Source organism: Corynebacterium sp. HMSC072G08 (assembly GCF_001809185.1).
Classification (GTDB): domain Bacteria; phylum Actinomycetota; class Actinomycetes; order Mycobacteriales; family Mycobacteriaceae; genus Corynebacterium; species Corynebacterium phoceense.
In genome coordinates this window covers 35138-60841 of the sequence record NZ_KV796422.1, presented here as the reverse complement: position 1 = coordinate 60841, position 25704 = coordinate 35138, and the positions used below count along the sequence as shown (strand labels likewise).

General features: G+C 64.3%; 21 protein-coding genes. 10 read left to right on the top strand and 11 right to left on the bottom strand.

Going from position 1 to position 25704, the window contains the following annotated elements:
* Positions 1–2: 2 nt before the first annotated feature.
* Both HMPREF2559_RS05905 and HMPREF2559_RS05900 read right to left on the bottom strand, forming a co-directional pair.
* Entirely contained in the window at positions 3–1112 is a 1110-nt protein-coding gene (locus HMPREF2559_RS05905) for a hypothetical protein (RefSeq protein WP_070539875.1), read from the bottom strand.
* Positions 1113–2444: a DUF349 domain-containing protein gene (locus HMPREF2559_RS05900; protein WP_070539872.1), complete on the bottom strand. Its 1332-nt coding sequence runs from the start codon at positions 2442–2444 to the stop codon at positions 1113–1115.
* A gap of 136 nt (positions 2445–2580) precedes the next feature.
* On the opposite strand from HMPREF2559_RS05900, the gene miaA reads away from it, so the two are divergent.
* Positions 2581–3492, top strand: coding sequence for a tRNA (adenosine(37)-N6)-dimethylallyltransferase MiaA (gene miaA / locus HMPREF2559_RS05895; protein WP_148138784.1), 912 nt, complete (start codon positions 2581–2583; stop codon positions 3490–3492).
* Positions 3493–3501: 9 nt separating this feature from the next.
* A complete protein-coding gene (gene dapF / locus HMPREF2559_RS05890; protein ID WP_070539866.1) occupies positions 3502–4350 on the top strand; it encodes a diaminopimelate epimerase in 849 nt (282 codons plus the stop codon).
* A gap of 158 nt (positions 4351–4508) precedes the next feature.
* On the opposite strand, the gene HMPREF2559_RS05885 is transcribed toward dapF, so the two are convergent.
* Positions 4509–5090 carry a hypothetical protein gene (locus tag HMPREF2559_RS05885; protein WP_068801840.1) on the bottom strand — a complete coding sequence of 194 codons (582 nt, stop codon included), beginning with the start codon at positions 5088–5090 and terminating at the stop codon, positions 4509–4511.
* 154 nt (positions 5091–5244) lie between these two features.
* Positions 5245–6024, bottom strand: a complete 780-nt coding sequence (locus HMPREF2559_RS05880; protein WP_066486554.1) for a hypothetical protein — start codon at positions 6022–6024, stop codon at positions 5245–5247.
* Positions 6025–6181: 157 nt separating this feature from the next.
* Here HMPREF2559_RS05880 and hflX point away from each other — a divergent pair, with 157 nt between their 5' ends.
* The 3 genes from hflX (at position 6182) to HMPREF2559_RS05865 (ending at position 9499) form a co-directional block, all read left to right on the top strand.
* Positions 6182–7699 carry a GTPase HflX gene (hflX, locus tag HMPREF2559_RS05875; protein WP_066510083.1) on the top strand — a complete coding sequence of 506 codons (1518 nt, stop codon included), beginning with the start codon at positions 6182–6184 and terminating at the stop codon, positions 7697–7699.
* A 61-nt stretch (positions 7700–7760) separates the two neighbouring features.
* Positions 7761–9044: a uracil-xanthine permease family protein gene (locus HMPREF2559_RS05870; RefSeq protein WP_066510086.1), complete on the top strand. Its 1284-nt coding sequence runs from the start codon at positions 7761–7763 to the stop codon at positions 9042–9044.
* Positions 9044–9499, top strand: a complete 456-nt coding sequence (locus tag HMPREF2559_RS05865) for a GyrI-like domain-containing protein (RefSeq protein ID WP_066486540.1) — start codon at positions 9044–9046, stop codon at positions 9497–9499. The genes HMPREF2559_RS05870 and HMPREF2559_RS05865 overlap by 1 nt, the downstream gene beginning before the upstream one ends.
* 313 nt (positions 9500–9812) lie before the next feature.
* Here the strand turns inward: HMPREF2559_RS05865 and HMPREF2559_RS05860 are convergent, their stop codons facing one another.
* The 3 genes from HMPREF2559_RS05860 to HMPREF2559_RS05850 form a co-directional block, all read right to left on the bottom strand.
* Positions 9813–10079, bottom strand: a complete 267-nt coding sequence (locus HMPREF2559_RS05860) for an HPr family phosphocarrier protein (RefSeq protein ID WP_066486533.1) — start codon at positions 10077–10079, stop codon at positions 9813–9815.
* Between the two features lie 90 nt (positions 10080–10169).
* Positions 10170–12227, bottom strand: a complete 2058-nt coding sequence (locus HMPREF2559_RS05855; protein ID WP_066486528.1) for a PTS fructose transporter subunit IIABC — start codon at positions 12225–12227, stop codon at positions 10170–10172.
* 33 nt (positions 12228–12260) lie between these two features.
* Positions 12261–13223: a 1-phosphofructokinase family hexose kinase gene (locus HMPREF2559_RS05850; RefSeq protein ID WP_066510088.1), complete on the bottom strand. Its 963-nt coding sequence runs from the start codon at positions 13221–13223 to the stop codon at positions 12261–12263.
* 234 nt (positions 13224–13457) lie between these two features.
* Between HMPREF2559_RS05850 and ptsP the strand changes: the two genes are divergently transcribed.
* Complete coding sequence (ptsP, locus tag HMPREF2559_RS05845; RefSeq protein WP_070539863.1) at positions 13458–15143, top strand: phosphoenolpyruvate--protein phosphotransferase; 1686 nt, start codon at positions 13458–13460, stop codon at positions 15141–15143.
* Positions 15144–15323: 180 nt separating this feature from the next.
* Here ptsP and HMPREF2559_RS05840 read toward each other — a convergent pair whose 3' ends face one another.
* Positions 15324–16109 carry a DeoR/GlpR family DNA-binding transcription regulator gene (locus HMPREF2559_RS05840; protein ID WP_066486512.1) on the bottom strand — a complete coding sequence of 262 codons (786 nt, stop codon included), beginning with the start codon at positions 16107–16109 and terminating at the stop codon, positions 15324–15326.
* 374 nt (positions 16110–16483) lie between these two features.
* A complete protein-coding gene (gene lexA, locus HMPREF2559_RS05835; protein WP_066486503.1) occupies positions 16484–17185 on the bottom strand; it encodes a transcriptional repressor LexA in 702 nt (233 codons plus the stop codon).
* 555 nt (positions 17186–17740) lie between these two features.
* Here lexA and HMPREF2559_RS12730 point away from each other — a divergent pair.
* Both HMPREF2559_RS12730 and nrdR read left to right on the top strand, forming a co-directional pair.
* Positions 17741–17941, top strand: a complete 201-nt coding sequence (locus HMPREF2559_RS12730; protein WP_141629113.1) for a hypothetical protein — start codon at positions 17741–17743, stop codon at positions 17939–17941.
* Between the two features lie 197 nt (positions 17942–18138).
* The gene (gene nrdR, locus HMPREF2559_RS05830; protein WP_066486500.1) at positions 18139–18597 is read left to right on the top strand and encodes a transcriptional regulator NrdR; all 459 of its coding nucleotides are present in this window, start codon (positions 18139–18141) and stop codon (positions 18595–18597) included.
* Positions 18598–18703: 106 nt separating this feature from the next.
* Here nrdR and hrpA read toward each other — a convergent pair whose 3' ends face one another.
* On the bottom strand, positions 18704–22600 hold the full coding sequence (gene hrpA, locus HMPREF2559_RS05825; RefSeq protein WP_070539861.1) for an ATP-dependent RNA helicase HrpA: 3897 nt from the start codon (positions 22598–22600) through the stop codon (positions 18704–18706).
* Positions 22601–22777: 177 nt separating this feature from the next.
* On the opposite strand from hrpA, the gene HMPREF2559_RS05820 reads away from it, so the two are divergent.
* Positions 22778–23824, top strand: coding sequence for a hypothetical protein (locus HMPREF2559_RS05820; RefSeq protein ID WP_066486493.1), 1047 nt, complete (start codon positions 22778–22780; stop codon positions 23822–23824).
* Positions 23825–23907: 83 nt separating this feature from the next.
* Here the strand turns inward: HMPREF2559_RS05820 and HMPREF2559_RS05815 are convergent, their stop codons facing one another.
* Positions 23908–24864, bottom strand: coding sequence for a hydrogen peroxide-inducible genes activator (locus HMPREF2559_RS05815; RefSeq protein WP_066486490.1), 957 nt, complete (start codon positions 24862–24864; stop codon positions 23908–23910).
* A 170-nt stretch (positions 24865–25034) separates the two neighbouring features.
* Between HMPREF2559_RS05815 and HMPREF2559_RS05810 the strand changes: the two genes are divergently transcribed.
* Positions 25035–25628, top strand: a complete 594-nt coding sequence (locus tag HMPREF2559_RS05810) for a peroxiredoxin (RefSeq protein ID WP_066486487.1) — start codon at positions 25035–25037, stop codon at positions 25626–25628.
* Positions 25629–25704: the final 76 nt, after the last annotated feature.

Genomic DNA, 25704 nt, shown 5'->3' with positions numbered 1-25704 from the left:
AACTAGAGCTTGAGCTCCCAGGCCTCGGCCGCAGAGATCCTCCGCGCGCCGAGGCTTTGTGCTAGCTGGGCGGAGGGGGCATCGGCAGGCGCGAAGGAGCCGTACGCACGGGTGACCTCGGGCCACACGCGGCGCACCTCGCGCAGCGCGACGAGCTGCGCCAAGCGCGCGAGCCCCTCGCCGCGGCGGTCACGCGCGGTGACGGTAAGCGTCCACTCGGCGACCTCGGGATCCCCGTGCTCCTGGTGTGCGAGCTCGCTGAGAACCACCACGCGACCCTCGATTTCTAGCCCCACGAGCAGGGTGTGCGCCTTGCGGTCGCGCAGCCGGGCCGCGGCGTCGCGGAGGCGCTCGGCGGTCCACACGACGGGTTCGACGGTGAGCGCCCCGTTGCACGTGTCGGCGCCGGCGACGGTGAGCAGCTCCAGGACGTCTGGCAGCTCCGCGTCCGGGATGTCGTAGTCCTCCCACACGCGCACGGCGAGCCCGTGGGGAAGCAGCGGCACCGCTGGGTCTGCGGGGACAGAGCAGACGATTTGTTCCTCACGGTGCTTGCACTCGAAGCCCAGCTCCCGGAATGCGGGGAGGAACGGGTCTTCGGGCTCGACTGTGAGTCCCACCTGCGCGACATCGCGACCGAGCTTTCCCATGAGCGTGAGGGACTGCGCGGCGAGCCAGCGTGCGACTTCTTCGCCCTCGAGATCGAGCGGCTCGCCCGGCAGAGGCAATAGATCGACGTCGAGGACGAGCTCGATGTCGGCGTGGCCCTTTTCCTCAAGCAGGGGGAGCGTGAGCAAGATAAAGCCACGGTAATCAAAGAGCGGGGAGTCGGCGCCGGGGTCGACGGCGGCGGGCGTGGTGGGCAGGCCGAGTTCGCCCACCTCGCCGACGGCGGGGCCCTCGACAGCGGCAAAGAGGAGAGTCGTGGACTCGGTCGAGCCTTTGAGACGATTGAGGACGCGCTCCGGCGCGACGGACGCGGCGGGGTCGCCCGTCGCCTCCTGCGCCGCGAGGTTCGAGGCGAAGACGAAGCTGCGCACGACGTCTGAGGGATCGAAGGCGCCCGCCGCCACGAGCGTGGCAGCGGGCGGGGAGACCTGAATGAGGCGCATTTACTGGTCGTTCGCGGCGGCAGCGGCCGTGTCAGCCCACTCCTGCCACTGCGCGGCCTGGGCGCGCAGCTCCTCGGCCTTCTTCGTCTTGCCCTTGGCCTCAGCGGCCTCGGCTTGCGCAGTGAAGTCGTCGACCTTGGCCTGGAACTGGGCGACACGGGCCTGGACCTCGGGGTCTGTGCGGCGCCACTCGGCGGACTCGGCGTCAGCGACGCGCTTTTCGAGCGCCTCGATCTTGTCCTCGTACTCGCGGATGCGAGCCCGCGGGACGAAGCCGATGTCCTCCCACTTCTCCTGGAGCTCGCGCAGCTTGTTCTTCGCCGTCTCGATGGACTTCTCCGGGTCGATCTGGGAGTCGTACTCGGCAAGCAGCGCGTCCTTGGCCTCGGCGTTCGCCGCGAATTCCTTGTCGCGCTCGTCGTTGAGGGCGTTGCGGGCGTCGAAGAACTTGTCCTGCGCGGCACGGAACGCGGCCCACAGCTTGTCATCGATGTCGCGCGGGGCGCGGCCGGCAGCCTTCCACTCGCTCATGAGGTCGCGGAACTTGCGGGCGGTCTCGCCCCATTCCGTGGAATCCATGAGCGCCTCGGCGCGGGCGACGAGCTCTTCCTTCTTCGCCTTCGCGGCGGCGCGGCTACGGTCGAGCTCCGCGAAGTGGGAACCGCGGCGGCGGTTGAAGGAGTCGCGGGCGCGGGAGTAGCGCTTCCACAGCTGGTCGTCCGTCTTGCGGTCGATGCCGCGGATCTGCTTCCACTCCTCGAGGATGGCGCGGATGCGATCGCCCGCCGCTTTCCACTCGGTGGAGTTCGCAGCGAGGTCCTCGGCTTCTGCGGCAAGCTTCTCTTTGGCAGCGATGGCCTCCTCGCGGCGGCGGGCCTTGTCGGCCTGCGCCTGCTGGCCGGCCTTGTCCGAGTGCTCGAGGACTGCGGTCAGGCGCTTGTCCAGCGCCTCGATATCGCCAATGACGGCGGCGGTGGGCAGCGACTCGCGCAGCTCGGACGCCGTCTTCTTGATGGACTCGGCCTCGCCCGGGTTCGCCTTGAGACGGGCCTCGAGCAGCTCGACCTCGGTGGCAAGATCGTCGAAGCGCTTACCGTAGTGGGCCAAGCCCTCAGCCGGGGTTCCGGCCTGCCACTGGCCAATCTCTCGCTCGCCATCAGCGGTCTTCAGATACACGGTGCCATCGTCGGCCACGCGGCCGAATTTGGACGGGTCAGAGGCGACCGGCGTGGCCACCGGCACAGGCTGTGCGGCAGGGCGGTGCGCACCGGGTTTGGCTCCCGGGCGCGGGCCGGGCTTGGGCATATTGCCTGGGGTAGGGATGGGAGTCATGTGCGCACACCGTGCTTTCTTCTGCTTGCGTGCCCCGCGCGGGGGCTGCCAATAAAACGTCTTTTCTCACTTTAATAGTTTCTGGCCCACTTTGTCTTAGGTTGTAGGGGCGAATTTCCCTAAGATGGGTCGAGTCATGCCTGAAAATAATCTGCGCCCCATTGCCGTCGTCGGTCCCACCGCCTCCGGCAAGTCTGCCCTCGGCCTCGTCCTTGCCCACGAGCTCGACGGCGAGGTCGTCAACGTCGACTCCATGCAGCTCTACCGCGGGATGGATATCGGCACTGCGAAGCTCACGCTTGAGGAACGCGAGGGAATCCCGCACCACCAGCTCGACGTCTGGGACGTCACCGAGCCCGCCTCCGTGGCGCGCTACCAGCGCGACGCCGTCGCCGACGTTGAGGACATCCTAGCCCGCGGCAAGACGCCCATCCTCGTGGGCGGTTCCATGCTCTACGTGCAGGCGCTGGTGGATGACTGGCAATTCCCACCCACGGACCCTTCTGTCCGGGCGAAGTATGAGGCGCGCCGTCTGGACATTGGCATCGATGCGCTGCACCGCGAACTTGCAGAAATCGACCCCGCCGCCGCCTCGATTATCGAGGACAAGGACCCGCGCCGCACCGTCCGGGCGTTGGAGGTCATCGAACTCACCGGCAAGCCGTTTAAGGCGTCGCAGCCGCCCAAGGACGCGCCGCCGCGCTGGGGCACGCGCATGCTCGGCCTGCGCACCACTCCCGAGTGGCTCAACCCGCGCATCGATCTGCGCACGCGCCAGATGTTCGAGCGCGGCCTCGTCGCGGAAGTGGAGGCGCTTCAAAAACAGGGCCTCGTCTCTGATTCAACGGCCGGCCGTGCCATCGGCTACGCCCAGGTCTTCCAGGCCCAGCGTGGTGAACTCACCTGGGACGAGGCCGTCGAGCGCACGATCACCGGCACCCGCCGCTACGTGCGCCGCCAGCGCTCGTGGTTTAACCGCGACCCGCGCATTATGTGGCTCGACGCGGCAGGGGACACCGCGGCCCAAGCGCGCGCCGCGCTGGCGTAGTATCGCCGTATGACCACGACTCATTTCACCAAGGGCCACGGCACCGAAAACGACTTCGTCATCATTGAAGATCTAGATGCGGCAACTCCCATCGCACCCGAGCGCGTTGCGCTGCTCTGCGATCGCCGCGCCGGCATTGGCGGCGACGGCCTTCTGCGTGTCGCCCGCGCGGGCGCGCTCCTCGACGCCGGCGAGGTCGAGTCGATCGACTGCGACCGCGAGGACTGGTTCATGGACTACCGCAACGCGGACGGCTCCGTGGCCGAGATGTGCGGCAACGGCAGCCGCGTCTTCGCGCATTACCTGCGCGCCCGCGGCCTCGTCGACGCAGATGAGTTCACCATCGGCACCCGCGCGGGCGCTAAGCAGGTGAAGGTCCATTCCTTCGATGACTTCGACGCGGAGGTTTCCATCGAGATGGGCGACGCTGTTGTCACCGGCGTGTCCACCGCGTCGATGGCGGGCACGAGCTTCGCCGGCCTGGGCGTCGACATGGGTAACCCGCACCTCGCTGCCGTCATCCCGTCGCTCACGTCCGAGGAACTCGCCGCCATGGACTTCGAGCAGCCCGTCTTCGACCACGAGTTCTTCCCCGCAGGCGTCAACGTCGAGGTCGTCACCCCGCTCGTCGACGGCGCCGTCCACATGCGCGTCTTCGAGCGCGGCGTCGGCGAGACCCGCTCCTGCGGTACCGGCACCGTCGCCGCGGCCCGCGCCGCGCTTGCCGATGTCGCCCAACCCACCGGCACCGTCGCCGTCAACGTCCCAGGCGGGCAGGTCGTGGTGGACATCTTCGACGGCGGCTCGCGTCTTACTGGCCCGTCGCGCCTCGTTGCGGAAGGCACGACGGTTCTCTAAAACCGCCAGACATTCGCCTTTCAGACGAAGGCAATGTTGTAGCAGCAATAACCCCAGGTCGCGGCGCGAGTGCCGATTTTATTGACCTGGGGTTATTGCCTTTGAGATAGTGCCTTCGCCATGAAGTGGGCATGAGGGCGGAGTGACCGCGGGGGAGGCTAGGCGGAGTCGCGCCAGTCCTCATCCTCGTCAGAAGGGGCACTGGAAGGCTGCTGTTTGTAGTCCGGGCCCAAGCGGAACGCAGCCTGGCGGGCGGCGAGCCAGGATTCCTGGAGGCTCGCGGCGCGCTGGTCAGTGACGCTCAAGATCTGCTCGAGCTGATTCGTGTCGAGCATGGGGGAGGCCAGACGAGCCGGGAGGCGCTTGAGGAAGCGCGATGCAGAAGCGTACTGGTAGTGGAAGGCCTCGATGTCCGGATCGTTGGTATCGAGATCGAGCAGAGCCGGGCGGTGAAGCGTGCGGTCCGCGATGATGTCCGTGTCCTGGGAAACCTCGAAGTCCTCGAACTGCGCCATGACGTCCCGGATATCCTCGCTGGAGAGCTGGATGGACGTGCGCAGCGCGTCGTGCTCCGTGGACTCGGGTCGGGCGCTCATCATGAGCAAGGCAGCGCCAACGAGCAGGAAGGAAATCATGAGCCCCGGCACCTTGAGCAGGGCGATGAGGACGATGCACGCGCCGAGCGTGAGCGCCATGGCCAGCGTGGAGCGACGTGAATAGGAATTCGAAAATAAGACCATGTCACTGCCCTCCGCGCGTAAATAAATAAATTCTTCAGGGAATTTTACCGCACCGCGGCGGCGATGCCCAATGAAAAGTGCCGCGTCAACTTTGTGTGGGTGCGGGATCAGGAAAGCGCGGCACGGAGCATCCCGCGCCGCGCTAGGGGTCGTCCTAGTGGCCGCCGCAACCGCAGCCGCCACCGCCGCAACCGCAGCCGCCGGTGGGCAGGTTGACGGAGGCGACGATCATCGCGCGGCCAGCGAGGACGGTGTCCTTGGCCGGGAGCTCGCCGTCACCGAAGGTAGCCGGCAGGCAGAGATCGAAGGGGAAGAGACCGTCCATGACGAGGTGCATGAATTTCTCGCCCGTGAGCTGGTTGTGGCGCCACTCGGACTCCATGACACGCGCTGCAAAGGTCGCGGCAGCGGTAGGTGTTGCGGCGGAACCGGCATTGACGATCTCGGCGCCCTCGGACTCGAAGGCGGACGGGAAGATGCCGGTGGCGGCCTCGTAGGCCTCGGCGGAGTCAAAGGACTCGACGGCGACGCCCATGGCGGTGAGGCTCACCTGCTGCCATTCCTGCGTATCTTCCTCGGCGAGTAGCGGGCCCTGTGCCAAGTTCGCGGTGACCTGAGCCAGCGAGTTGCCGAACGGGTCGATGACGTCCATGTAGGACAGAACGTCGTTGACCATGTCGACGTGGGCGAAGGTCTGCGTGGTCGCCTCAAAGCCGATGAAGGTCGCGAAAGGCTCAACGGCCAGGATGTTGAGCTGTGCGCCCGACGGATCAGCGAACTGAATAAGCTGGCCGCCGCGGACCTCGCCGGTGACGGTGAGCTGGTTCGTGGCGATGGCGGCTTCAACCGCGTCCTGCCAACGGGAGTAGTTGAGGCCGATGGCCTGCATCTCCGGATTAGCGGTGGATTCAACAGGTGTGGTCATGGGGATCATCCTAGCGTGGGGGCCAATAATTCCAGTAACGTTCAACCGTTGCGCGGGCGTGTTCATTCCCACAGGGTTCTCCGTATTTAATCAATGTGGGGGTGCTGTGCGCTGTGGGCGAATTATTCACCGTTTTCCCGCGCGACGTGGAAAGATGGGAAAGCATATGACAGAGAAAGAAAAGCAATCCCACGAGGATCTCCTCGCCGCGGCCTTTCGCGACCATGCGGCGCCGGTGCACGGTGTGCGCCCAGTCGACCACGGAGACCACGGTGACCCAACCACCGGCGAGCTCGACCTCGCCGAGCGTAACTCCTTCCGCCGCGTCACGAAGGCAACGACCATTCGTGCCGAAGACACCACTGACGGCTACGAGGTTGAGTACCGTAAGCTGCGCCTTGAGCAGGTCGTGCTCGTCGGCGTGTGGACCGAAGGCACCGTCGCCGAGGTTGAGGCCACCATGTCCGAGCTTGCCGCGCTCACAGAGACCGCCGGCGCTGAAGTTGTCGAGGCCCTCTACCAAAAGCGCGATAAGCCAGACCCGGGCACGTACGTTGGCTCGGGCAAAGTCAAGGAGCTCAAAGACATCGTCATGGCCACCGGTGCCGATACCGTGGTCTGCGATGGTGAGCTCACCCCCGGTCAGCTCTCCGCGCTGGAGCGCGAGCTCGACACCAAGGTCATCGACCGCACCATGCTCATCCTCGATATCTTTGCGCAGCACGCGAAGTCCAAAGAGGGAAAGGCGCAGGTCTCCCTAGCCCAGCTCGAATACCTCTACACCCACACCCGTGGTTGGGGTGGCAACCTCTCGCGTCAGGCGGGTGGCCGCGCCGGCTCCAACGGCGGCGTGGGCCTGCGTGGTCCCGGTGAGACGAAGATCGAGACGGACCGTCGCCGCATTCGCACCCAGATGGCGCTGCTACGTCGCGAGCTCAAGGCTATGAAGACCGCGCGCGAGGTCAAGCGTGCCCGCCGCGGCGCGTCGGCCATTCCGCAAATCGCCATCGCTGGCTACACGAACGCCGGCAAGTCGAGCCTGATCAACGCCATGACCGGCGCGGGCGTTCTCGTCGAGAACGCCCTCTTCGCCACCCTGGATCCCACCACGCGCCGTGCAGAGCTTGCCGATGGCCGCCAAGTCGTCTTTACAGACACCGTCGGGTTCGTTCGTCACCTGCCCACGCAGCTCGTGGAGGCTTTCAAGTCCACGCTCGAGGAGGTCCTCGCCGCAGACATCATGCTCCACGTCGTCGACGGCTCGGACCCGTTCCCGCTCAAGCAGATCGAGGCCGTGAACAAGGTCATCTACGACATCGTGCGCGAGACCGGCGAGGACGCCCCGCCAGAGATCATCGTCATCAACAAGATCGACGAGGCCGACCCGCTCGTGCTCGCAGAGCTGCGCCACGTCCTTGACCGCGACAACGTCGTGTACGTCTCGGCGAAGACGGGGGAGGGCATCGACGAGCTCACCGCCCGCGTCGAGCTCTTCCTCAACGCCCGCGACGCTCACGTACAGCTGCTCGTGCCGTTTACCCGCGGCGACGTCGTGGCCCGTGCCCACGCCGTGGGCACCGTGCGCTCCGAGTCCTACACCGAGGACGGCACGCTGCTCGACGTGCGCCTGCCCGTCGCCGTCGCGGACGAGCTCAAGGAGTTCCACGTCTCCGACGCCGCGTAGACGGAGCCGCTGAGGCGTTCACGTTTCCGTATTCGTCGCAGGTCGACCATAATGAGGGTTCGTGACTTACTCTCTAGGTTGGACCGTCCACGGTGACGGTCAGAAAATTGCTCCGGGCGCGGTTGTCGCGCCGGAAGAACGCTTGAGCTGGGGCCGGACGATCGGCATTGGCATGCAGCACGTCGTCGCCATGTTCGGCGCGACGCTACTCGTGCCGACGCTCACCGGCTTCCCTGTGAACACCACGCTGTTGTTCTCAGGTATCTCGACCATCCTCTTCCTTCTCATCACGCGCAACCGCCTGCCCTCGTACCTGGGCTCGTCCTTTGCGTTCATCGCACCGCTGTCGGCCTCGCAGTCTGAGGGCATCAGCGTCCAGGCGGGCTCCGTCCTCGTCACAGGCCTTGTCCTCGTGCTTGTCGGCTTTATCGTGAAGGCTGCTGGCCGTCGCGTCCTCGACGCCGTCATGCCGCCGGCCGTGACTGGCGCCATCGTCGCGCTCATCGGCCTGAACCTGGCACCGAGCGCCACCGCCAACTTCCAGACGCAGCCGCTCGTTGCTTTCGTCACCCTCGTCGCCATCATCGTCGCGACCGTGGGTGGCCGCGGAATGGTTGCCCGCCTGGGCATCCTCATTGGCGTCGTCATCGGATGGGTCTTTGCCGCCGTGACGGGCAACCTCGCGCCGGACACCGCGCAGACCATCGCCGATGCTGACTGGATCGGTGTGCCGCAGTTCCACACGCCCTCCTTCCACCTCTCGGCCATCCTCGTGGCGCTGCCGGTCCTCGTCGTCCTCATCGCGGAGAACGTCGGCCACGTCAAGGCTGTGTCCGAGATGACCAAGCGCGACCTCGACGATCTCGCTGGCGACGCCCTCATTGCGGACGGCCTCGGCACCGCCATCGCGGGCGGCTTCGGCGGTTCCGGCACCACGACCTACGCGGAGAACATCGGCGTTATGGCCGCGACCCGCGTGTACTCGACGGCCGCGTACTGGGTTGCGGCACTCTTCGCCATCGCGCTCGCCTTCATCCCGAAGTTCGGCGCACTCATCTTCACCATCCCTACCGGCGTTCTCGGTGGCGCCACGCTCGTGCTCTACGGTCTCATCGGCATGCTCGGCATCCGCATCTGGATGGACAATAAGGTGAATTTCAACAACCCGGTCAACCTCACCTGCGCGGCCGTGGCACTGGTCGCCGGCATCGGCAACCTCACGCTCAATGTCGGCTCCGTCTCACTCGAGGGCATCGCTTGGGGCTCCGTGGGCGTTATCGTCGTCTACCCGTTGGCCAGGTGGCTCTATGAGCGCATGGGTGAGGGGCATGGAGCGAAATACTAATGGAGCCGCGTCCCCTCCCGCGCCACACGGTGCTTGCCCTGCGCCGCGAGGTCACTGACCTCCGGACCTTCTTCGACGCCGCCTATCCGGTTCTCGCGCGCGTCCTCGAGGCCGCTGGCGTCGTTCCCGCCGCCTGCCGGGCCTACTATTTCTCGGCACCCGACGAAAGCTTCGACGTCGCCGCTGCCTTTGTGCTTTCCGATGCCCATCGTGCCGCCGTCGCCACCGTCCTCGACGCCGCGGAGTACCCAGCGCAGCTCCTTGATTTCCCCGAGGGTTCCGCCGTGGTCGCGCGCTTTGAACAGGACTACGCCATGCTCCCCGAAGCATGGAACCAGTTTGAGACCGCCCTGCGCGAGTCCGGTCACGACCCTAGCGAGGTCGCCTTCGAGGATTACGTCCTCATGCCCGGACAGGACGGCGGCCCCGTCACGGACCTGTACTGGTACGTCTAACCCCGCCGCTGTTCTGCCTGCCCGCTGCCTCACCGCAGCGGGCTTTCACATGTCCCTGGCCGCCCACCGCACAGTCTTTGCGCGGATTTCACGACAACGAAGCCCTTTAGGTCCGCGTTCCGGGGCGCCTTCGTTGTCCTGAAAACCGAACCCGCGGACTTCGCGGAAGGGGAGACGGGATTTCACGACAACGAAGCGCCCGAATGTCCTCGGTTTTGAGGCCTTGGTTGTCGTGAAATCCGGGTACGCCAGGGGACAAGCCTTTTGAAAACACGAAAAGCGGGCCCGAGGGCCCGCTTGTCAGGATGAAGACTTAGGCGTCCAGGTCCTTCTCGATGAGAGCGGCGATCTTCTCGACAGCGTCCTCGTTGTCAGAGGTAACGGTGACCTCGTCGCCCTGCTCGGCACCGAGGGCCATGATCATCAGGGACGAGGCAGCGTCGGTCTCGTCGTCATCGTCGCCACCCACGAGGGTGAGGAAGATGTCCTCGTCGTACTCGCCAGCAGCATCAGCGATGATGGAAGCCGGACGGGCGTGCAGGCCGACGGAGGAACCAACCTTAACGGTCTTAGAAGCCATGGTATGTAAGTCCTTTCATACGGGGTAAATCGTTGTAAACCAGTGTACTCGTCCCCAGCCGGATGCGCCGGGGACCATACGTGAGAAGAATTACGCGGCGGTTGCTTCAGCCTTGGCGGCCTCGGCCTCGACCGTCTTGTTGGGCCAGAACTGCTTCATGGCGATGACCGCGAGGGTGGAGACGGCGATGCCGGCGAGCAGCGCGATGATCCAGCCCCAAATCGGGTCGATGGCGAAGAAGACGAAGATGCCGCCGTGCGGAGCACGGGAACCGACGTGGAAGGCCATGGACAGGGCACCGGTGACGGCGCCACCGGCCATCATGGACGGGATGACGCGCAGCGGGTCAGCCGCGGCGAACGGGATGGCACCCTCGGAGACGAAGGACAGGCCCAGCAGCCAGGAAGACTTGCCGTTTTCTTGCTCGGCAGGGGTGAATAGGTTCTTGCGCAAGAACGTGGCGATGGACAGGGCAATCGGCGGGACCATACCGGCGGCCATGACGGCAGCCATAATCTGCATGGAGGCTTCGTCGCCCGTGGACAGGCCAGCGGTCGCGAAGAGGTAGGCCGCCTTGTTGACCGGGCCACCGAGGTCAAAGCACATCATGAGGCCGAGGATGATGCCGAGCAGCACGGCAGAGGAGCCGGACATGGACGACAACCAGTTCTGCAGGCCGTTCATGATCGCCTCGAGCGGTGCGCCGAGGACGAGGTACATGAGCAGGCCGGTAACGAGGGAAGCAAGCAGCGGGATGATGACGACCGGCATGAGGGAGCCCAGCCAGCGCGGGACCTTCCAGTTGCCGATCCACATGGCGACGAGACCAGCGATAAGACCGGTGACCAGACCGCCGATGAAGCCGGCGCCCAGGGTCACGGCGATGGCGCCGCCGACGAAGCCCGGTGCGATGCCCGGACGGCCAGCGAGCGCGAACGCGATATAACCGGACAGGGCCGCAACGATGAAGCCCATCGCCGCTTGGCCGGTCGCGAAGAGCACCGCGCCGATGTAGAGCAGGAAGCCGGAGCGCTCGAAGGTCATCATCGTGCCATCGACGTCGACCTCGTGGCCCGGCAGGTTGTTAAGCGAGTACTGCGTAGAGATGGCGCCCCAACCGTTGGCCATGTCATAGCCGCCGAAGAGGAAGCCGAGGGCGAGCAACAGACCGCCGGCGGCAACGAACGGCACCATGTAGGACACGCCCGTCATAATCGCCTGCTGGATGCGCTTGCCCCAGCCCAGGCCTGCGCCTTCTTCCTGTGCAGAGCTTGCCGATGCCGCCCCAGCGGTGCCGGCTACCTTGCGGGCGTTGGGATTCTTTGAGGCAGCGATGGCCTCGTCGATCATCTTGCCCGGCTCGTTGATGCCGCGCTTGACGCCAGACTCGATGACGGGCTTGCCCGCGAAGCGCTCGCGGTCGCGGACTCCCACATCGGTGGCGAAGATGACGGCGTCAGCCGCGTCGATGGTCGCCTGGGACAGGGCCGTGTTGTTGGAGGAACCCTGGGTCTCGACCTGCAGGTCGACGTCGGAACGCTCGGCGGCGGTCTGCGTGAGGGCATCGGCAGCCATATAGGTGTGGGCGATGCCAGTGGGGCAGGCCGTGACGGCGACGATACGCGTGACGTTGGCAGCCGGTGCGGCGGCTGCGGTAGCGGGGGCATCGGCAGGCTGGGCCTTAGGCTTCTTCTCGGCGTTGACGACGTCGAGGACGAGCGTGACGATTTCTTCCTTCGTACTTGCGGATCGAAGAGCCGCAAGGAAGTCCTTCTTCACGAGCGCGCGTGCGAGCTTGGAGAGGATCTTGAGGTGCGCCTTGCCGCCGCCGGCGGGGGCTGCGATGAGGAAGACGAGGTGAGCGTCGCCGTCCGGGCCCGAAAAATCCACGCCCTGAGACAGGCGCGCGAATGCGAGGGTCGGCTCGGTGACAACCTCGGAACGGCAGTGGGGGATAGCCACGCCGCCGGGCACGCCGGTACCGGCCTGTGCCTCGCGGTTGATGGCGGGCTGCGCGAGTCCCTCGATGTCAGTCGCGCGGCCAGTGCCGTGGACTAGCGTGGCGAGGTTCGTAATGACCGATTCGACACTGTCACCAAAGTCGGCGTCAAGCGCGACCAGGTCGGTCGTAATCAGATCGGATGCCATGTCAGGCTCCTTACTTCATTTATCTGGGGTGGATTACAGGGCAGAGACTGTGGTCTCTTCAATATTCAATTGTTCCGGGCGCGGAATCGTTGTGCCGGGCAGTCCGGCTGCCGCGGTGCCATAGGCAACCGACTGGGCGAGTGAGTCCGCGAAGTTCTTGCCCTGGCTGCGTGCCAGGATGTAGCCAGCGAGAGAGGAGTCGCCTGCGCCGACGGTCGACTTGACCTCGACGGGCGGCGGGGTCGCAATCCAGGCGCCCTCCGGGGTAACGAGGACGGCGCCTGCGCCGCCCAAGGTGACGAGCACCTGGGGGATGCCTCGCGCGTTGACCTCGCGCGCCGCCTCGACGACGCCGCTGAAGTCCCCGTCTTCCGCCTGGCGCTCGAGCGCCAGACCGTCGCGACCGGTGAGCTGTCCCAGCTCCAAGCCATTGGGCTTGATGAGGTCCGGCGCGGAGTCGTCCAGGCGGGCGCCGAGGGCCTCCATGGGGCCATCCGAGGTGTCGACGGCGATCTGCGAGTTGGGGTTGGCCGCGCGCACGGCGCGCACCAGGGTGGCGTACCAGTCCTTGTCCACGCCGCGTGGCAGAGAACCGGCGAGGACGACCCAGTCGGCCGTGGCCGCTGCGGCGCTCAAGCGGGCGACGAGCTCGGCCTGCGTGTCTTCAGACAGCGTCGGGCCCAAGCCGTTGATCTTCGTGGTGCGGCCGTCCGGCTCCGTGATGGTGGAGTTCGTACGCACGAGATCCGTCATAGGGATATTCTCGAACGGGACTTCGGAATCCTCGACGAGACTGAGGAAGCCGTCGCGGTTCGCAGCCGGGAACAGCGCGAGCGTCGGTGCGCCTGCGAGATGCACGGCGTGGGAGACGTTAAGTCCCTTGCCACCGGCGGCGTGGCTATAAGCCACGGTGCGCTGGACGGCGCCGGGCTCCAGCGGTCCACCCAGCTCCTGGGTGGCGTCGACGCTGGGGTTCGGTGTCAGTGTGACGATCATCTAATAAACATCCCTCTCCGGATATTTCCGTATGCTGGTGTTTGTTGGTGTTTCTCCCGGATGGTGGACACTCTGGGAAAACGCTTGTGAATTACATTTGTGGTCACTGTTGGTTTTTGTCCGAATCTGTCCGTTTGTCAATGGTTTCCTGTGTTTTCTATTGATTTTGCGTCCGATTTGTGATGATCTGAACAAAAGACACCATTCGATATGAATGCAAGGGAGTTTCCACGCATGGAAAACGCATCTCAGTCCACTATCAAGGGCACCGGCGTCGTTTCGGGCGTCGCTTTTGCTGAGGCCGTCTGGGTACGACCCCGCCCCGATCTGCCGACCTCGGGCACGCCGATCGCCGAAGATGAGGCAGCGGCAGAATTCGATCGCTTTAACGAGGCCGTGCTCACCGTTTCCGGTCGTCTGGAGACCCGCGCCGCGGGCGCGGAAGGCAACGCGGCTGAGGTGCTCAACGCGACCGCCGGCATGGTCAAGGACCGCGGCTGGCACAAGGCCGTGCGTAAGAACATCAACGCCGGCAATAACGCGGAATACGCCGTCGTCGGCGCGACCGACAAATTCATCGCCATGTTCGAGGCTGCGGGCGGCGTCATGGCTGAGCGCACGACCGACCTAAAGGACGTGCGTGACCGCGTTATTGCACAGCTGCGCGGCGAGCCGGAGCCCGGCCTGCCCACCGTTGAGGGCGAAGCCGTTCTCTTCGCCGATGACCTCGCGCCGGCGGATACCGCGACCCTCGACGGCACCCACATCAAGGCGCTCGTCACCGAGCTCGGCGGCCCGACCTCGCACACCGCGATCATCGCGCGTCAGCTCGACATCCCGTGCATCGTCGCCGTAGGCGCCAAGCTGCGCGACATCGAGCCGGGCACCAAGGTCTTCGTCGACGGTTCGTTGGGTACCGTGACCCTCGGTGCTGACCCGGCTACCTCTGAGGCCGCCGTCGCGGAGTACCGCGAGCGCGCCGCCAAGGTGGCGCAGTGGACCGGTCCGGCCCAGGCCAAGGACGGCCACCGCTTCCAGCTGCTCGCCAATGTGGCAGACGGCAATGCCGCTCGCGTCGCCGCTGACACGCAGGCAGAGGGCATCGGCCTCTACCGCACGGAGATGTCCTTCCTGTCCGCGACGGAAGAGCCAACTGTTGATGAGCAGGCACGCATCTATGGCAAGGTCTTCGCTGCCTTCCCGCAGTCCAAGGTCGTTGTCCGTACGCTCGACGCAGGCTCGGATAAGCCGATTTCCTACGCCACCATGGAGACCGAGGAAAACCCGGCTCTCGGTGTGCGCGGTCTGCGTATTGCCCGTGACAACGAGTCGCTTCTTACGCGCCAGCTCGACGCCATTGCGAAGGCCGCCGCTGAGCGTGACGAGAACGCTCCCACCTGGGTCATGGCTCCGATGGTTGCTACATCCTCTGAAGCCAAGTGGTTCGCAGATCTGTGCCGTGAGCGCAACCTCACCGCGGGTGCGATGATTGAGGTCCCCGCCGCTGCGCTCATGGCCGACACCATCATGCCGTACCTCGACTTCGTGTCCATCGGTACCAATGACCTCACGCAGTACACCATGGCTGCGGACCGTCTGTCCCCACAGCTGGCCTACCTCACCGACCCGTGGCAACCGGCCGTGCTGCGTCTTATCCAACACACCTGTGTTGTCGGCCGCGACAACAACGTGGCCGTGGGCGTCTGTGGCGAGGCCGCCGCTGATCCGATGCTCGCCGGCGTGCTCGTCGGATTGGGCGTGAACTCCCTGTCCTGCGCCGCCACCGCCGTCGCCGGCGTGGGCGCTCAGCTCTCGGAGCTCACCCTGGAGCAGTGCCAGAAGATCGCCGACATCGCCGTCAACTCCGTTGGCGCTTCTGAGGCCCGCGAGGCTGTCCGCGAGTACATCGCGAACATCTAAGCGACTTCTGCAGCCGCTGCCGCCCGTGCCCCGTGCATGGGCGGCTTTGTCGTCTTGGCCAACTCGTGTGTCTCGCCACGTGTCGGTCGACCGGAACATGGTTGGAGATACCGAAACGCCCCATTGGCTCATTGTGTGAACCGATGGGGCGTTGTGCAGTGGAGCGTTGGAAAGTCTGGTTTACTTGTCCTCTACGACAATGACCTCAACCTCGCGGTCGCGCAGTTGGTCGATGAAGGACTGCGGTGCGCCGGAATCCGTGATGACCACATCAAGGTCAGCGATTGACGCGAAGCTCACGAGGTAGTCATTGCCCAGTTTCGTGGAGTCGCAGAGCACGACAACCTTCTGTGCGTGGGTAACGAAAGCGGACTTCATTGCAGCCTCTTGGGAGTCTGCCGTGGACAGTCCGTGGTCGAGGGTAAGCGCGTTCGTACCGATGAAGGCGACGTCAGCGCGCATGAGTGCCATGGTGCGCAGCGCCGTATCGCCGACCACCGCCTGCGTGATGGCGCGGACCGTGCCGCCCAGCAGCTGGACCTCGGAGAGACCATTGCTGGCCAGAGAGAGCGCAATGGGAAGGCTATTGGAAACGATGGACCAGCTGTGCGCGTTAGGCTGAACCGAGATGAGGTCAGCGAGAGCGTTGATAGTGGTACCAGCGTCGAGAAAGATGGAGCCGCCCGGCTGTGGGAGGTAGTCCACCGCGGCGCGTGCGATGGCCGACTTGGCGGTTGACGCGGAGCGTGAGCGTGCGTCGAGGGTAAACTCCGCGGTCTGGAAAGACTGGGAAGCAACAGCGCCGCCGTGGACGCGGTGGACGACGCCATCGCGGTCGAGCACCGCTAAGTCGCGTCGAATGGTCTCCGCGGTGACATCGAATCTCTCGGAAAGTTCGGTGACGTTGACGCGCCCTTCGACGGCGGTCAACGAAGCAATCTGGCGGCGGCGCTCCTCAGCGTACATGGCGGCATCACTTCTTTTACTCGGGGACAATTCCGGTCAACGCGTGGTGCGGCGAACAGGACCAGTGCTGCGCGGGCCTCGGTAAGGGAGCCGGGAGCTGGTGCGTCGCGGCGCACTGCATTGCTGCGGTCGCGTTGCCGTATGAAGATATAAGACCATTGTCCCAAAACACGCGTAAAACAAAGGCGTTCGGATCTAATCTCACATTGAGGTGTGCGCCACATCGCCCCTAAAAATTGTTCTACATGGGATTTCGGCTGTGTGCGGACTTCAATCTGTGATGAGTGTCCATGCAGGTATCGCCCCAATTAAGGGGTAAAAAATACCAGAAAAGGGTGGGTAATCCCACCCTTGACTCGTAAAAGGTTATCCGATTAAATCTTGCGGAAAACGGACACGACCTTGCCCATAATGGTGGCATGAGTGCCGTCGATGGGGTCGAAGTCATCATTGTGCGGCAATAGCCACACGCCGGTGGAGTCACGGTGAAATTCCTTGACCGTTGCTTCATCGCCACCCAACAATGCTGCGACAAAGTCGCCTTCCTCGGCGGTGGACTGCGAGTGAACGATGACCCAGTCGCCGTCGAGGATGCCCGCATCCTTCATGGACTCGCCGACGACCTGGAGCATGTACAGATCCCCGGAGCCGACAATCTCGTCCGGCATGGGGAAGTAAGTGTCCACGTTTTCCTCTGCTGTGATGGGGGCGCCTGCGGCAATGCGGCCGACGACCGGCACGTAGCTCACTCCCGAGGCCTCCGGCGGAACCGGCTGTGCGTCCGCAGACTTCGGTGCAGGGCCCGGCTTCTTCTTCTGATCGTGGAGGTGGCGAACGTCCACCGCGCGCGGCTTGTTAGGGTCACGGCGCAAGAACCCCTTTTCCTCCAGCTGCTTGAGCTGGTAGGCCACGGACGAGGTGGACTGCAGTCCGGTAGCGTCACCAATCTCGCGAATGCTTGGCGGATAACCGCGCAGCAGGACTGCGTCGCTGATGACTTCGAGAATGCGACGCTGGCGCTCGCTCAGCGCGGAAACGTCAGGCTTGCCGGTATTTTTTGCTGACTTGCGGGGCATGGGGTCAAGGCTCCTTTGGGTGGGGCGAAAAGTCGTGTGGTCGGTGGACGGGACGAATGTGCGGATACGGACTGGGCGTATTTGCACGAACCGGGAGATGGCTGGGCGAGGAATATGATCCGCCGTGATGCTACCTCCGAGTCGTGCCAGAGACGTGCGACTGCCATGAAATGGCTTCCCCTCTATTTGTAGCACGCTAAGCACGGATGTTCGAGAAATTTGTACGATTTGTGGACAAATTTTCGAAACCTTGCTATAAATCGAACATAGCAACTAATTCGAACATAGCAGCGACCAACTTTCGAACATGTTCTTACCGCTTCGTATGATGGCCGCACACGACGAAAGGACTCTCTCATGGCTATCGCATTGAACACTAGTCGCTTCGCAGCTCGTACCTCGTCTTTGGTTGACAATCACTCCGCCGCAGTCGTGCCGCCGGCGGCCGTGTGGGATGTCCCGGCGGGGCATCGCATTTCACGTCGAACCGGCGCCTACTGTGGGAGCGTTCGAACGCTAGATATCGAACGCCGGAGCGGTCATGGACCAGCATCCGTGCGTCCTCGCAATGCTCGTGTTGATGTTTCGAACACGGAGGAGAGGGAATCGTTGCGCGGCGGCGCAGTGCTCGGTGCCGTGTTTGGAGCAGCGCTCTTCTTCACCATCGTCTTCGGCGGCGGCGCCGCGGAAGAGACCATGACTGGTGCGGATATGGCGCCGCAGGCAGAAGTGGCCGCTGTCAACGGTGCCCGCTAGGTCGCTTGGTCACGCGGGCGGTAGGGAAAGCTTCGCTTGGGGACGTCACGGCGCGGCATGCCGGGGACGTTCGCAAGCGAGACATAAGTAAATAGGGCCCGCGAGGGCAGGGCGCTACACTGGGACATCGAATCCGTACCGCACCCATGGCCGCACAAGTGGCCGTGGTCGCTGCGGCACCGTGGAGAGGAGTCCCAGTGTATTGCCCGTTTTGCCACAATGAACAGTCGCGCGTCATCGACTCACGCGTCGTGGACGCGGGCACAGCCATTCGCCGGCGCCGCGAATGCACGAACTGCACGGGTCGCTTCACGACCGTGGAGAAGGCCGTGCTGCTCGTGGTCAAGCGTAACGGCATTACGGAGCCGTTTAGCCGCGACAAACTCATCCGCGGGGTGCGCCGCGCATGCCAGGGACGCCACGTGCCGGATGACGCGTTGAAGCGCCTTGCCCAAGAAGTCGAGGAAACCGTGCGCAGCCACGGCAGCTCCCAGGTCAACGCCAACGACATCGGTTTGGCGATTCTCGAGCCGTTGCGACATCTCGATGAGGTGGCCTATCTGCGTTTCGCGTCGGTGTATAAGTCCTTCGAAAGTGCAGACGACTTCGAGTCCGAGATTCGCCTCATGAAGCGTCGCGACCGCGCAGACAGCTAGAAGAGCCGGGCCGCGCGCACTGTGCCCGGATACATAGAGCACAAAGGGCCGGGGCGACCTTATTCATGAGATCGCCCCGACCCGACGCGTTGCCGTGGGGCTCTGTTTAGCGCAGCTTGTCCACGGCTTTTTGCACGCGACGTAGCGAGATGGGGCGGGCGGTGCCGAGGCGCTGAGCGAAGAGGGAGACGCGCAGTTCCTCGATCATCCAGTGGATCTCCTTGACCTCGCGGGTCTTCTTGCGGCCAGCGGGGAGGTTGCGCAGTCGGTTCTTCAGGTAGGCGTGGGCCTCGTCGATCTCTGCCTGGCGGTCGGCATCTTTGTCAGGGTCCATGCCCATTTCCTCCAAGCGAATACGCATGGCGGCAACGTAGCGCGGCAGGTGCTGCAGATGAACAAGCCCGTGGACCGTGACGGCGTTACGCGGCAGCAGGAACTCGAGCTGGCGGCGCATATCGTCGATGGCGGGGCCTTCCCACTTGGCGAGCTCTGTGACGACGTTAGCGTATTCCACGAGACCGGGCGCGAGTGCTACGACGGTACGGCGCACGGCACCGGGGACATCGGGCTTGACCTTGGCGCGCAGCTTCTCAAATTCCCCGGGTGAGCGCACGGGACCGCCGGCGGACATCATGAGGTCGCGAATTGCGGCGACGCGGGCGTCGTCGACGAGCCCCTGGGCGCCGCCGTGCGGATACGAGTCCACGGCAACCCGCTGTTGCAAGGGCAGACCCTTGACCATGGGCCCAGCCTGCACGTGGATATCGCGCATCAGCAGGGTGAGCGTGGTGGTGAGCATGGCGGCATCGGCAGCAGCCTTGGTCGGGTGCACCTTGAGCTCCACGCCATCCTTGGTGGCGACGAGCGCTGGATAGGCTTGGACCTCGTGGCCGTCGACGACGGTGGAGACGGTCTCCTCCACGGTGCCGAGGGTCTCGGCAGTCCATTCCTTCACGGCCTTGGACTCGGACTTGCGGCCTACGCGGGAGACGGAGGACTTGATGGAACCGGCTTGGCGCTCGACGAGAGCGGCCAAGTCACGGTCCGAATCCACAATTTTGCCGCGCTTGTCGATGGCCGCGTAGTTCATCTTGAGGTGAGCGGGCAGGGCGGACGGGCGGAAGTCCTCGGTCTGAATGCCGGAGCCGCCGAGCTCGCGGAGGACATCGGCAAGCTGCTGCGTGACGGTGCCTTCGTAAGGGATGACGCGGTCGAGCGCGCGCTCGGCGAACTCGGGCGCAGGAACGACGGTACGGCGCAGGGCCTTGGGCAGAGTGCGGATGAGCTCGGTGAGTAGCTCCAAGCGCAGACCCGGGACCAGCCAATCGAAGCCCTCGGTGTCAAGACCCGCGAGCAGCGGGATGGGCACCATGAGGGTGACGCCATCGAGAGGATCGCCCGGTTCAAACTTGTACGTGAGGTCGTAGTCGATAGACCCCTTGAGCCAGCGGTCAGGGAATGCTTCCTCCGTGACGCCGGCGTCGTCTTCCACAAGCTTCGCTGGATCGAAGTCGAGGAGGTCGGGGTGCTTCTGGCGCTCCTTCTTCCACCAGGAGTCGAAATGGCGGCCGGTCGTAATCTTTGCGGGCAGGCGCGAGTCGTAGAAGTCGAAGAGCCGGTCCTCGTCGACCACAAGTCCGCGGCGGCGTGCCTTCTCCTCGTATTCGGCGGCGTCTTCCAAGGCCTGCGCGTTCTTCTTAAAGAAGGTGTGGTGCGTGTTCCAGTCGCCAGCGATGAGGGCCTCGCGGATGAACATGTCGCGCGCGGCCACCGGATCGACGCGGTGGTAGGGCACGAGGCGGTCGTTGAAGATGGGAACGCCGTAGAGCGTCGCTTTCTCATGCGCCATCGCGGCAGCGCGTTTGCGCGACCACGTGGGCTCCGAATAATGGCGCTTGAGCAGATCTGCGCCGAGTTTTTCCACCCAGGCGGGATCGATGGCTGCGACGTCGCGGGCCCAGAGGCGGGAGGTCTCCACGAGTTCGGAGGCCATGAGGAACTCTGGCGGCTTCTTCGCGAGTGCGGAGCCGGGGAAGACGAGGAAGCGTGTGTTGCGCGCACCCTGGAATTCCTTGGAGCTGCCGTCGCGCGCGCCGATGTTAGACAGCAGGCCGGACAGCAGGGACATGTGGATACGGTCATCATCCCTGGAGGAGGACTCATTAAACTGCCAGCCCAGCTGCTTCGCTACGTCACGCAGCTGGCGCACCAAGTCGAACCACTCGCGGATGCGCATGTAGTGGAGGTATTCCTTCTTCATGCGCTTGCGGAAGGCGTTGCCGGACTGTTCGTCGCGGGTTTCCACGATGTAGTCCCACAGCTTGAGCATCGCCAGGAAATCGGACTTTGTGTCCTTGAAGCGGGCGTGGGCTTGGTCGGCCTGGGCCTTGAATTCGGTGGGGCGCTCGCGCACGTCCTGGATGGTCATGGCGGCGACGATGACGATGACGTCCTCGAGGCAGCCGGTGGTGCGGGCTTCGACGAGCATGCGGGCCATGCGCGGATCGACAGGGATGCGCGCAAGGTCGCGGCCGACTGGGGTGAGGACGGGCAGGCCGTCTTTCTCCTCGTCCTTGAGAGCGGAGAGCTCGTGAAGGAGGAGTAGGCCGTCGCGGATGGCCTTCTGGTCCGGCGGCTGGACGAAGGGAAACTCGGAGATATCGCCCAGTCGCAGCGAGATCATCTGCAGGATGACGCTGGCCAGGTTGGTACGCAGGATTTCCGGATCGGTGAACTCGGGGCGCGAGTTGAAATCGTCCTCGGAGTAGAGGCGGATGGCGATGCCGTCGGCGACACGGCCACAGCGACCGGAGCGCTGGTTGGCGCTGGCCTGCGAGATGGGCTCGATGGGCAAGCGCTGGACCTTGGTGCGCGTGGAGTAGCGAGAGATGCGCGCGGTGCCGGTGTCCACGACGTAGCGGATGCCGGGGACGGTCAGGGAGGTCTCCGCGATATTGGTGGACAGCACAATCCGCCGTCCGCGGTGCGAGGAGAACACGCGGTGCTGTTCCTCGTTGGACAGGCGTCCGAACAGGGGCGTGACCTCCACTCCGCGCCATGTGCGGCCTTCGAGGGCCTCCATCGCGTCACGGATGTCGCGCTCGCCGGGGAAGAAGCAAAGGATATCGCCCTCGCCCTCGGCCATGAGCTCCTCGATGGCCTCGCATAGTCCGTCAAGAGGATCTTGGTCCACAATCTTGCCGCCGGCCTCAAACTCGAGGGGACGGTAGCGAATCTCGACGGGGAAGGTGCGCCCAGAGACCTCAATAATGGGCGCCGGCGTCCCATCCTGGGACGCGAAATGGGACGCAAAGCGCTCCGGGTCAATCGTCGCCGACGTAATGATGACCTTGAGGTCCGGACGCTTGGGCAACAGACGCTTCAAGTAGCCCAGCAGGAAATCGATATTGAGCGATCGTTCGTGCGCCTCGTCAATAATGATCGTGTCATAGGCGTTGAGGAAGCGGTCGCGCTGCATCTCCGCGAGCAAAATACCGTCCGTCATGAGCTTGACCGCGGTCGTTGCCGACACGCGGTCGTCGAAGCGGATGGCGTAGCCAACGGTCTCGCCGATCTTCTGATCCAGTTCCTGCGCGATGCGCTCGGCGACGGTGCGTGCGGCCAGACGACGGGGCTGCGTGTGGCCGATGAGTCCGCGGCGTCCGCGGCCGAGTTCCAAGCAGATCTTGGGGATCTGCGTGGTCTTACCGGAACCGGTTTCGCCAGCGATAATGACGACTTGGTTGTCGCGGATGGCCTCCGCGATGTCATCCTTGCGCGCCGAGACGGGCAGCGCGTCGGGGTAGGTTATCTCCGGAACGGAGGCATCGATAAGCGCGACGCGCTCCTGGGCCGCCTCGATATCGCGGCCGATGGCGGTGCGGGCACCCTCGGAGCGTGCCTTGTGGAGCCGGCGCTTGAAACTGCGTGCCTCGGCGAGGGATACCTTTTCAAGCGCGGCGAAGAGTTCCTCGCGCGAAGGGGCTGTGGTGTTTTCAGACATAGTTGCGCACCAGTCTACCCGCCGCTGCGCGTAGCTTTCCGATGCCGCCGTGCCCGGCGCCCCGCAGCCTCCCGCGCTGTGGATTGTGAGCACATCAGTGGCGGTTCTTCGCTACTCTAGAACCGTTCAGCAGCGCGGGGAGAGTCCCCGTAGCAACAACGTGTGAGGAGCAGTGACGTGACGAACCCACAGGATCCACGCAATCCGTTCGGCGGCGGTGACTACAACTCTGACGGCACTGGTGAGAACGGTGGTGTCTACGGAAACGGCGGAAACTATGGCTACGGTGAGTATGGCCCCACGAATCACCCGGAGGACGCGCCGGGCTTTGGTCAGCAGCCCGCGGGTGGAATTCCGAACTACCCGGGCTACCCGGGGCAGGGCAGCGGAGCAATTCCGGGCGGCCAGCCGGGACCGGGCTACCAGGGCTACAGCGCGAACGAGGCGCTCTTCGGTTACGGCGGCGCGGCGACCGTGAAGGCCGGGCCCGAGACGTCCGTCACGGATGCCATCGGGTGGGGCTTCAAGGCGACGTTCGGCAACGCCAAGCTGTGGATCGTCGGCGGCCTCGTCTACTTCCTGGCTGCCGCGGCATTCGGTGCGCTGGGCGCTGCGCTCGGCGGCGATGAGGGCTCGAATACATTTGTCGATGTCGTTTCCGGCATTCTGTCGCTTATCGTCATGCCGTTCATCCTCCGGTTGGCGCTGTGGCAGATCGATGACCCCACGACGGAGTGGGGCTTCGTTGGCCGCGACGTGAAGTTCTGGCCGACACTGGGTGCGGGGCTTGTCGCCTCCATCATCCCGGGCATCGTGACCTTCGCGCTTATCGCGTCGCCGTTGTTCGGCATGATCGACCTGATGGACAAGCCGAATGTGAGCAATGACGAGCTCTTTGCGGCGTTGGGCTCGTTGTTGCTCATGCTGCTCGTCGTTCTCGTGGTCACCGTGATCATGACCCCGCTGTTACTGCTGATGCAGTGGCACGCGGCGGACGGCGCCAGCGTCAAGGACGCCATCGTGCAGGGCTTCCGTGCCGGCCTGCGTCACTTCTTCCCGCTGCTGGGCTTCACCCTGCTCATGGGTCTCATCATGATGTTTGGCCTCATCGTGACCTTGGGCCTAGGCGCGTGCGTGCTGCTACCGGCGTATACGCTGGGTACTGCACACTACTACCGCCAGGTCGTGGGCGGCGAGATTCCCGCAGCAGGCCGCAAGGCATAGCCACCTTCACGTATACAGCGAAGCGCGCCGCCCGGTCTGTGGGCGGCGCGCTTTGCTATGGAACGCGGGGGCAGTTCGGCGCTTTAGGCAGGGGAGAGCGGTGCCGAACGCTCGACGGCGTTGTGGAATGCGGCGGTGACGAGCGCGCCCAGCTCCTCGAATTCCTGGGAGCGCGCGGCCGAGGAACGGAAGACGAGGCCGATGGTGCGCTCGGCGACGACGTCGGGGGCGAAACGGCCCACGGCGAGCTCCGGGTTGCCGCATTCGGTGGCGAGCGCGGACTCGGGGACGAGCGTGCTGCCCAGGTTGCCCATGACGAGCTGCATGATGGTCGTGAGCGAGGAGGCGCGGGTCACGGCGTTCGTCGCTTCTGCCGGATTAATGTGCGCGGTGCGGCAGAGGTCGAGAATCTGATCGCGCAGGCAGTGCCCGTCATCGAGGAGGAGCAGATCGAGGTCATCGAGCTGCTTGAGCTCAAGGTCGGTGCGGCCGGCGAGTGGGTGCGAGACATTGGTGACGACCCGGAAATTCTCGTGGTAGAGCGGCACCTCGACAAGACCATGCGACTCCGCAGGCAGCGCCATGATGGCGACATCGAGCTGGCCGTCGCGCAGGCGCTGGACGAGGTTATCCGTCTGCTCTTCGACGAAGCGCGGTTCGAGCTCCGGGAACCGCTCGGCGATGGAAGTGAGGAGGTCCGGCAGGATATACGGCGCGATCGTAGGAATAATGCCAATGGTAAGTGGGCCTGTGAGGGTCCCGTTGGCGCCGCGGGCGTGGGCTAAGAAGGCATCGGCAGCTTCGAGCGTGGCCTTGGCATAAGGGAGGAGAGACTCCCCCGCTGTAGTAACAATCACTTTGCGGGTGGAGCGCTCGATAAGTTGGACGCCAAGGCCTTGCTCGAGCGCGACGAGCGCCTGGGAGAGGGAAGGCTGGGAAATCTGCAGCTTGGTAGCGGCGGTGCCGAAGTGCTTATTCTCGGCGATCGTCACGAAAGTGCGCAGCTGAGCAAGCGTGGGACGATACTCTTTATTGTGCATGCCTATAACTCTAACACTTCTTAATAAGTTTAGCTATTGACAGCCTGCGATTTGATAGGCATAATGGAGCATGTTGGCCACACAGTCCCGGTCATTGTGAGCGGGGCCTGCGGAAACGGCCAGTAGTGAAACCATTCAAGTTGTTTGCACCCTAAGGAGTAACACACACTATGCCTATCTTGACCGTTGGCGAGAAGTTCCCGGAGTTCGACCTCACCGCTCTGAAGGGCGGCGACCTGCACGACGTGAACGCGCAGCAGCCGGAGGATTACTTCGAGCAGGTTTCGCTCGACAAGTACCAGGGCAAGTGGAAGGTTGTCTTCTTCTACCCGAAGGACTTCACCTTCGTCTGCCCGACTGAGATCGCTGCATTTGGCAAGCTGAACGAGGAGTTTGAGGATCGCGACACCCAGGTTCTGGGCGGTTCCACCGACAACGAGTTCGCTCACTTCAATTGGCGTGCAACCCACCCGGAGCTTAAGTCCATCCCGTTCCCGATGTTCGCTGACGTCCGCCACGACCTCATCCGCGCCCTCGGTGTCGAAAACGCTGACGGCGTTGCAGACCGCGCTACCTTCATCATCGATCCGGATGGCATCATCCAGTTCGTCTCCGTGACCCCGGACGCTGTCGGCCGTAACACTGACGAGGTTCTCCGTGTCCTCGACGCTCTGCAGTCTGAGGAAGTGTGCGCCTGCAACTGGGAAGCTAACGACCCGACCAAGAACATCAACAAGCTCGACGTCGTCCAGTCCTCGCTCTAGGGCTGCGCCCATCTCAGGCATTAGGCCATGAGCTTTCAAGCCTCGCACACGCTGCGGGGCTTGCTTTTGACCATCG

Bases quoted from the DNA above. Each gene is read 5' to 3' on its own strand.
- HMPREF2559_RS05905 (WP_070539875.1), bottom strand. From the start codon at position 1,112: ATGCGCCTCATTCAGGTCTCCCCGCCCGCTGCCACGCTCGTGGCGGCG.
- HMPREF2559_RS05900 (WP_070539872.1), bottom strand. From the start codon at position 2,444: ATGACTCCCATCCCTACCCCAGGCAATATGCCCAAGCCCGGCCCGCGC.
- miaA (WP_148138784.1), top strand. From the start codon at position 2,581: ATGCCTGAAAATAATCTGCGCCCCATTGCCGTCGTCGGTCCCACCGCC.
- dapF (WP_070539866.1), top strand. From the start codon at position 3,502: ATGACCACGACTCATTTCACCAAGGGCCACGGCACCGAAAACGACTTC.
- HMPREF2559_RS05885 (WP_068801840.1), bottom strand. From the start codon at position 5,090: ATGGTCTTATTTTCGAATTCCTATTCACGTCGCTCCACGCTGGCCATG.
- HMPREF2559_RS05880 (WP_066486554.1), bottom strand. From the start codon at position 6,024: ATGATCCCCATGACCACACCTGTTGAATCCACCGCTAATCCGGAGATG.
- hflX (WP_066510083.1), top strand. From the start codon at position 6,182: ATGACAGAGAAAGAAAAGCAATCCCACGAGGATCTCCTCGCCGCGGCC.
- HMPREF2559_RS05865 (WP_066486540.1), top strand. From the start codon at position 9,044: ATGGAGCCGCGTCCCCTCCCGCGCCACACGGTGCTTGCCCTGCGCCGC.
- HMPREF2559_RS05860 (WP_066486533.1), bottom strand. From the start codon at position 10,079: ATGGCTTCTAAGACCGTTAAGGTTGGTTCCTCCGTCGGCCTGCACGCC.
- HMPREF2559_RS05855 (WP_066486528.1), bottom strand. From the start codon at position 12,227: ATGGCATCCGATCTGATTACGACCGACCTGGTCGCGCTTGACGCCGAC.
- HMPREF2559_RS05850 (WP_066510088.1), bottom strand. From the start codon at position 13,223: ATGATCGTCACACTGACACCGAACCCCAGCGTCGACGCCACCCAGGAG.
- ptsP (WP_070539863.1), top strand. From the start codon at position 13,458: ATGGAAAACGCATCTCAGTCCACTATCAAGGGCACCGGCGTCGTTTCG.
- HMPREF2559_RS05840 (WP_066486512.1), bottom strand. From the start codon at position 16,109: ATGTACGCTGAGGAGCGCCGCCGCCAGATTGCTTCGTTGACCGCCGTC.
- lexA (WP_066486503.1), bottom strand. From the start codon at position 17,185: ATGCCCCGCAAGTCAGCAAAAAATACCGGCAAGCCTGACGTTTCCGCG.
- hrpA (WP_070539861.1), bottom strand. From the start codon at position 22,600: ATGTCTGAAAACACCACAGCCCCTTCGCGCGAGGAACTCTTCGCCGCG.
- HMPREF2559_RS05815 (WP_066486490.1), bottom strand. From the start codon at position 24,864: ATGCACAATAAAGAGTATCGTCCCACGCTTGCTCAGCTGCGCACTTTC.
- HMPREF2559_RS05810 (WP_066486487.1), top strand. From the start codon at position 25,035: ATGCCTATCTTGACCGTTGGCGAGAAGTTCCCGGAGTTCGACCTCACC.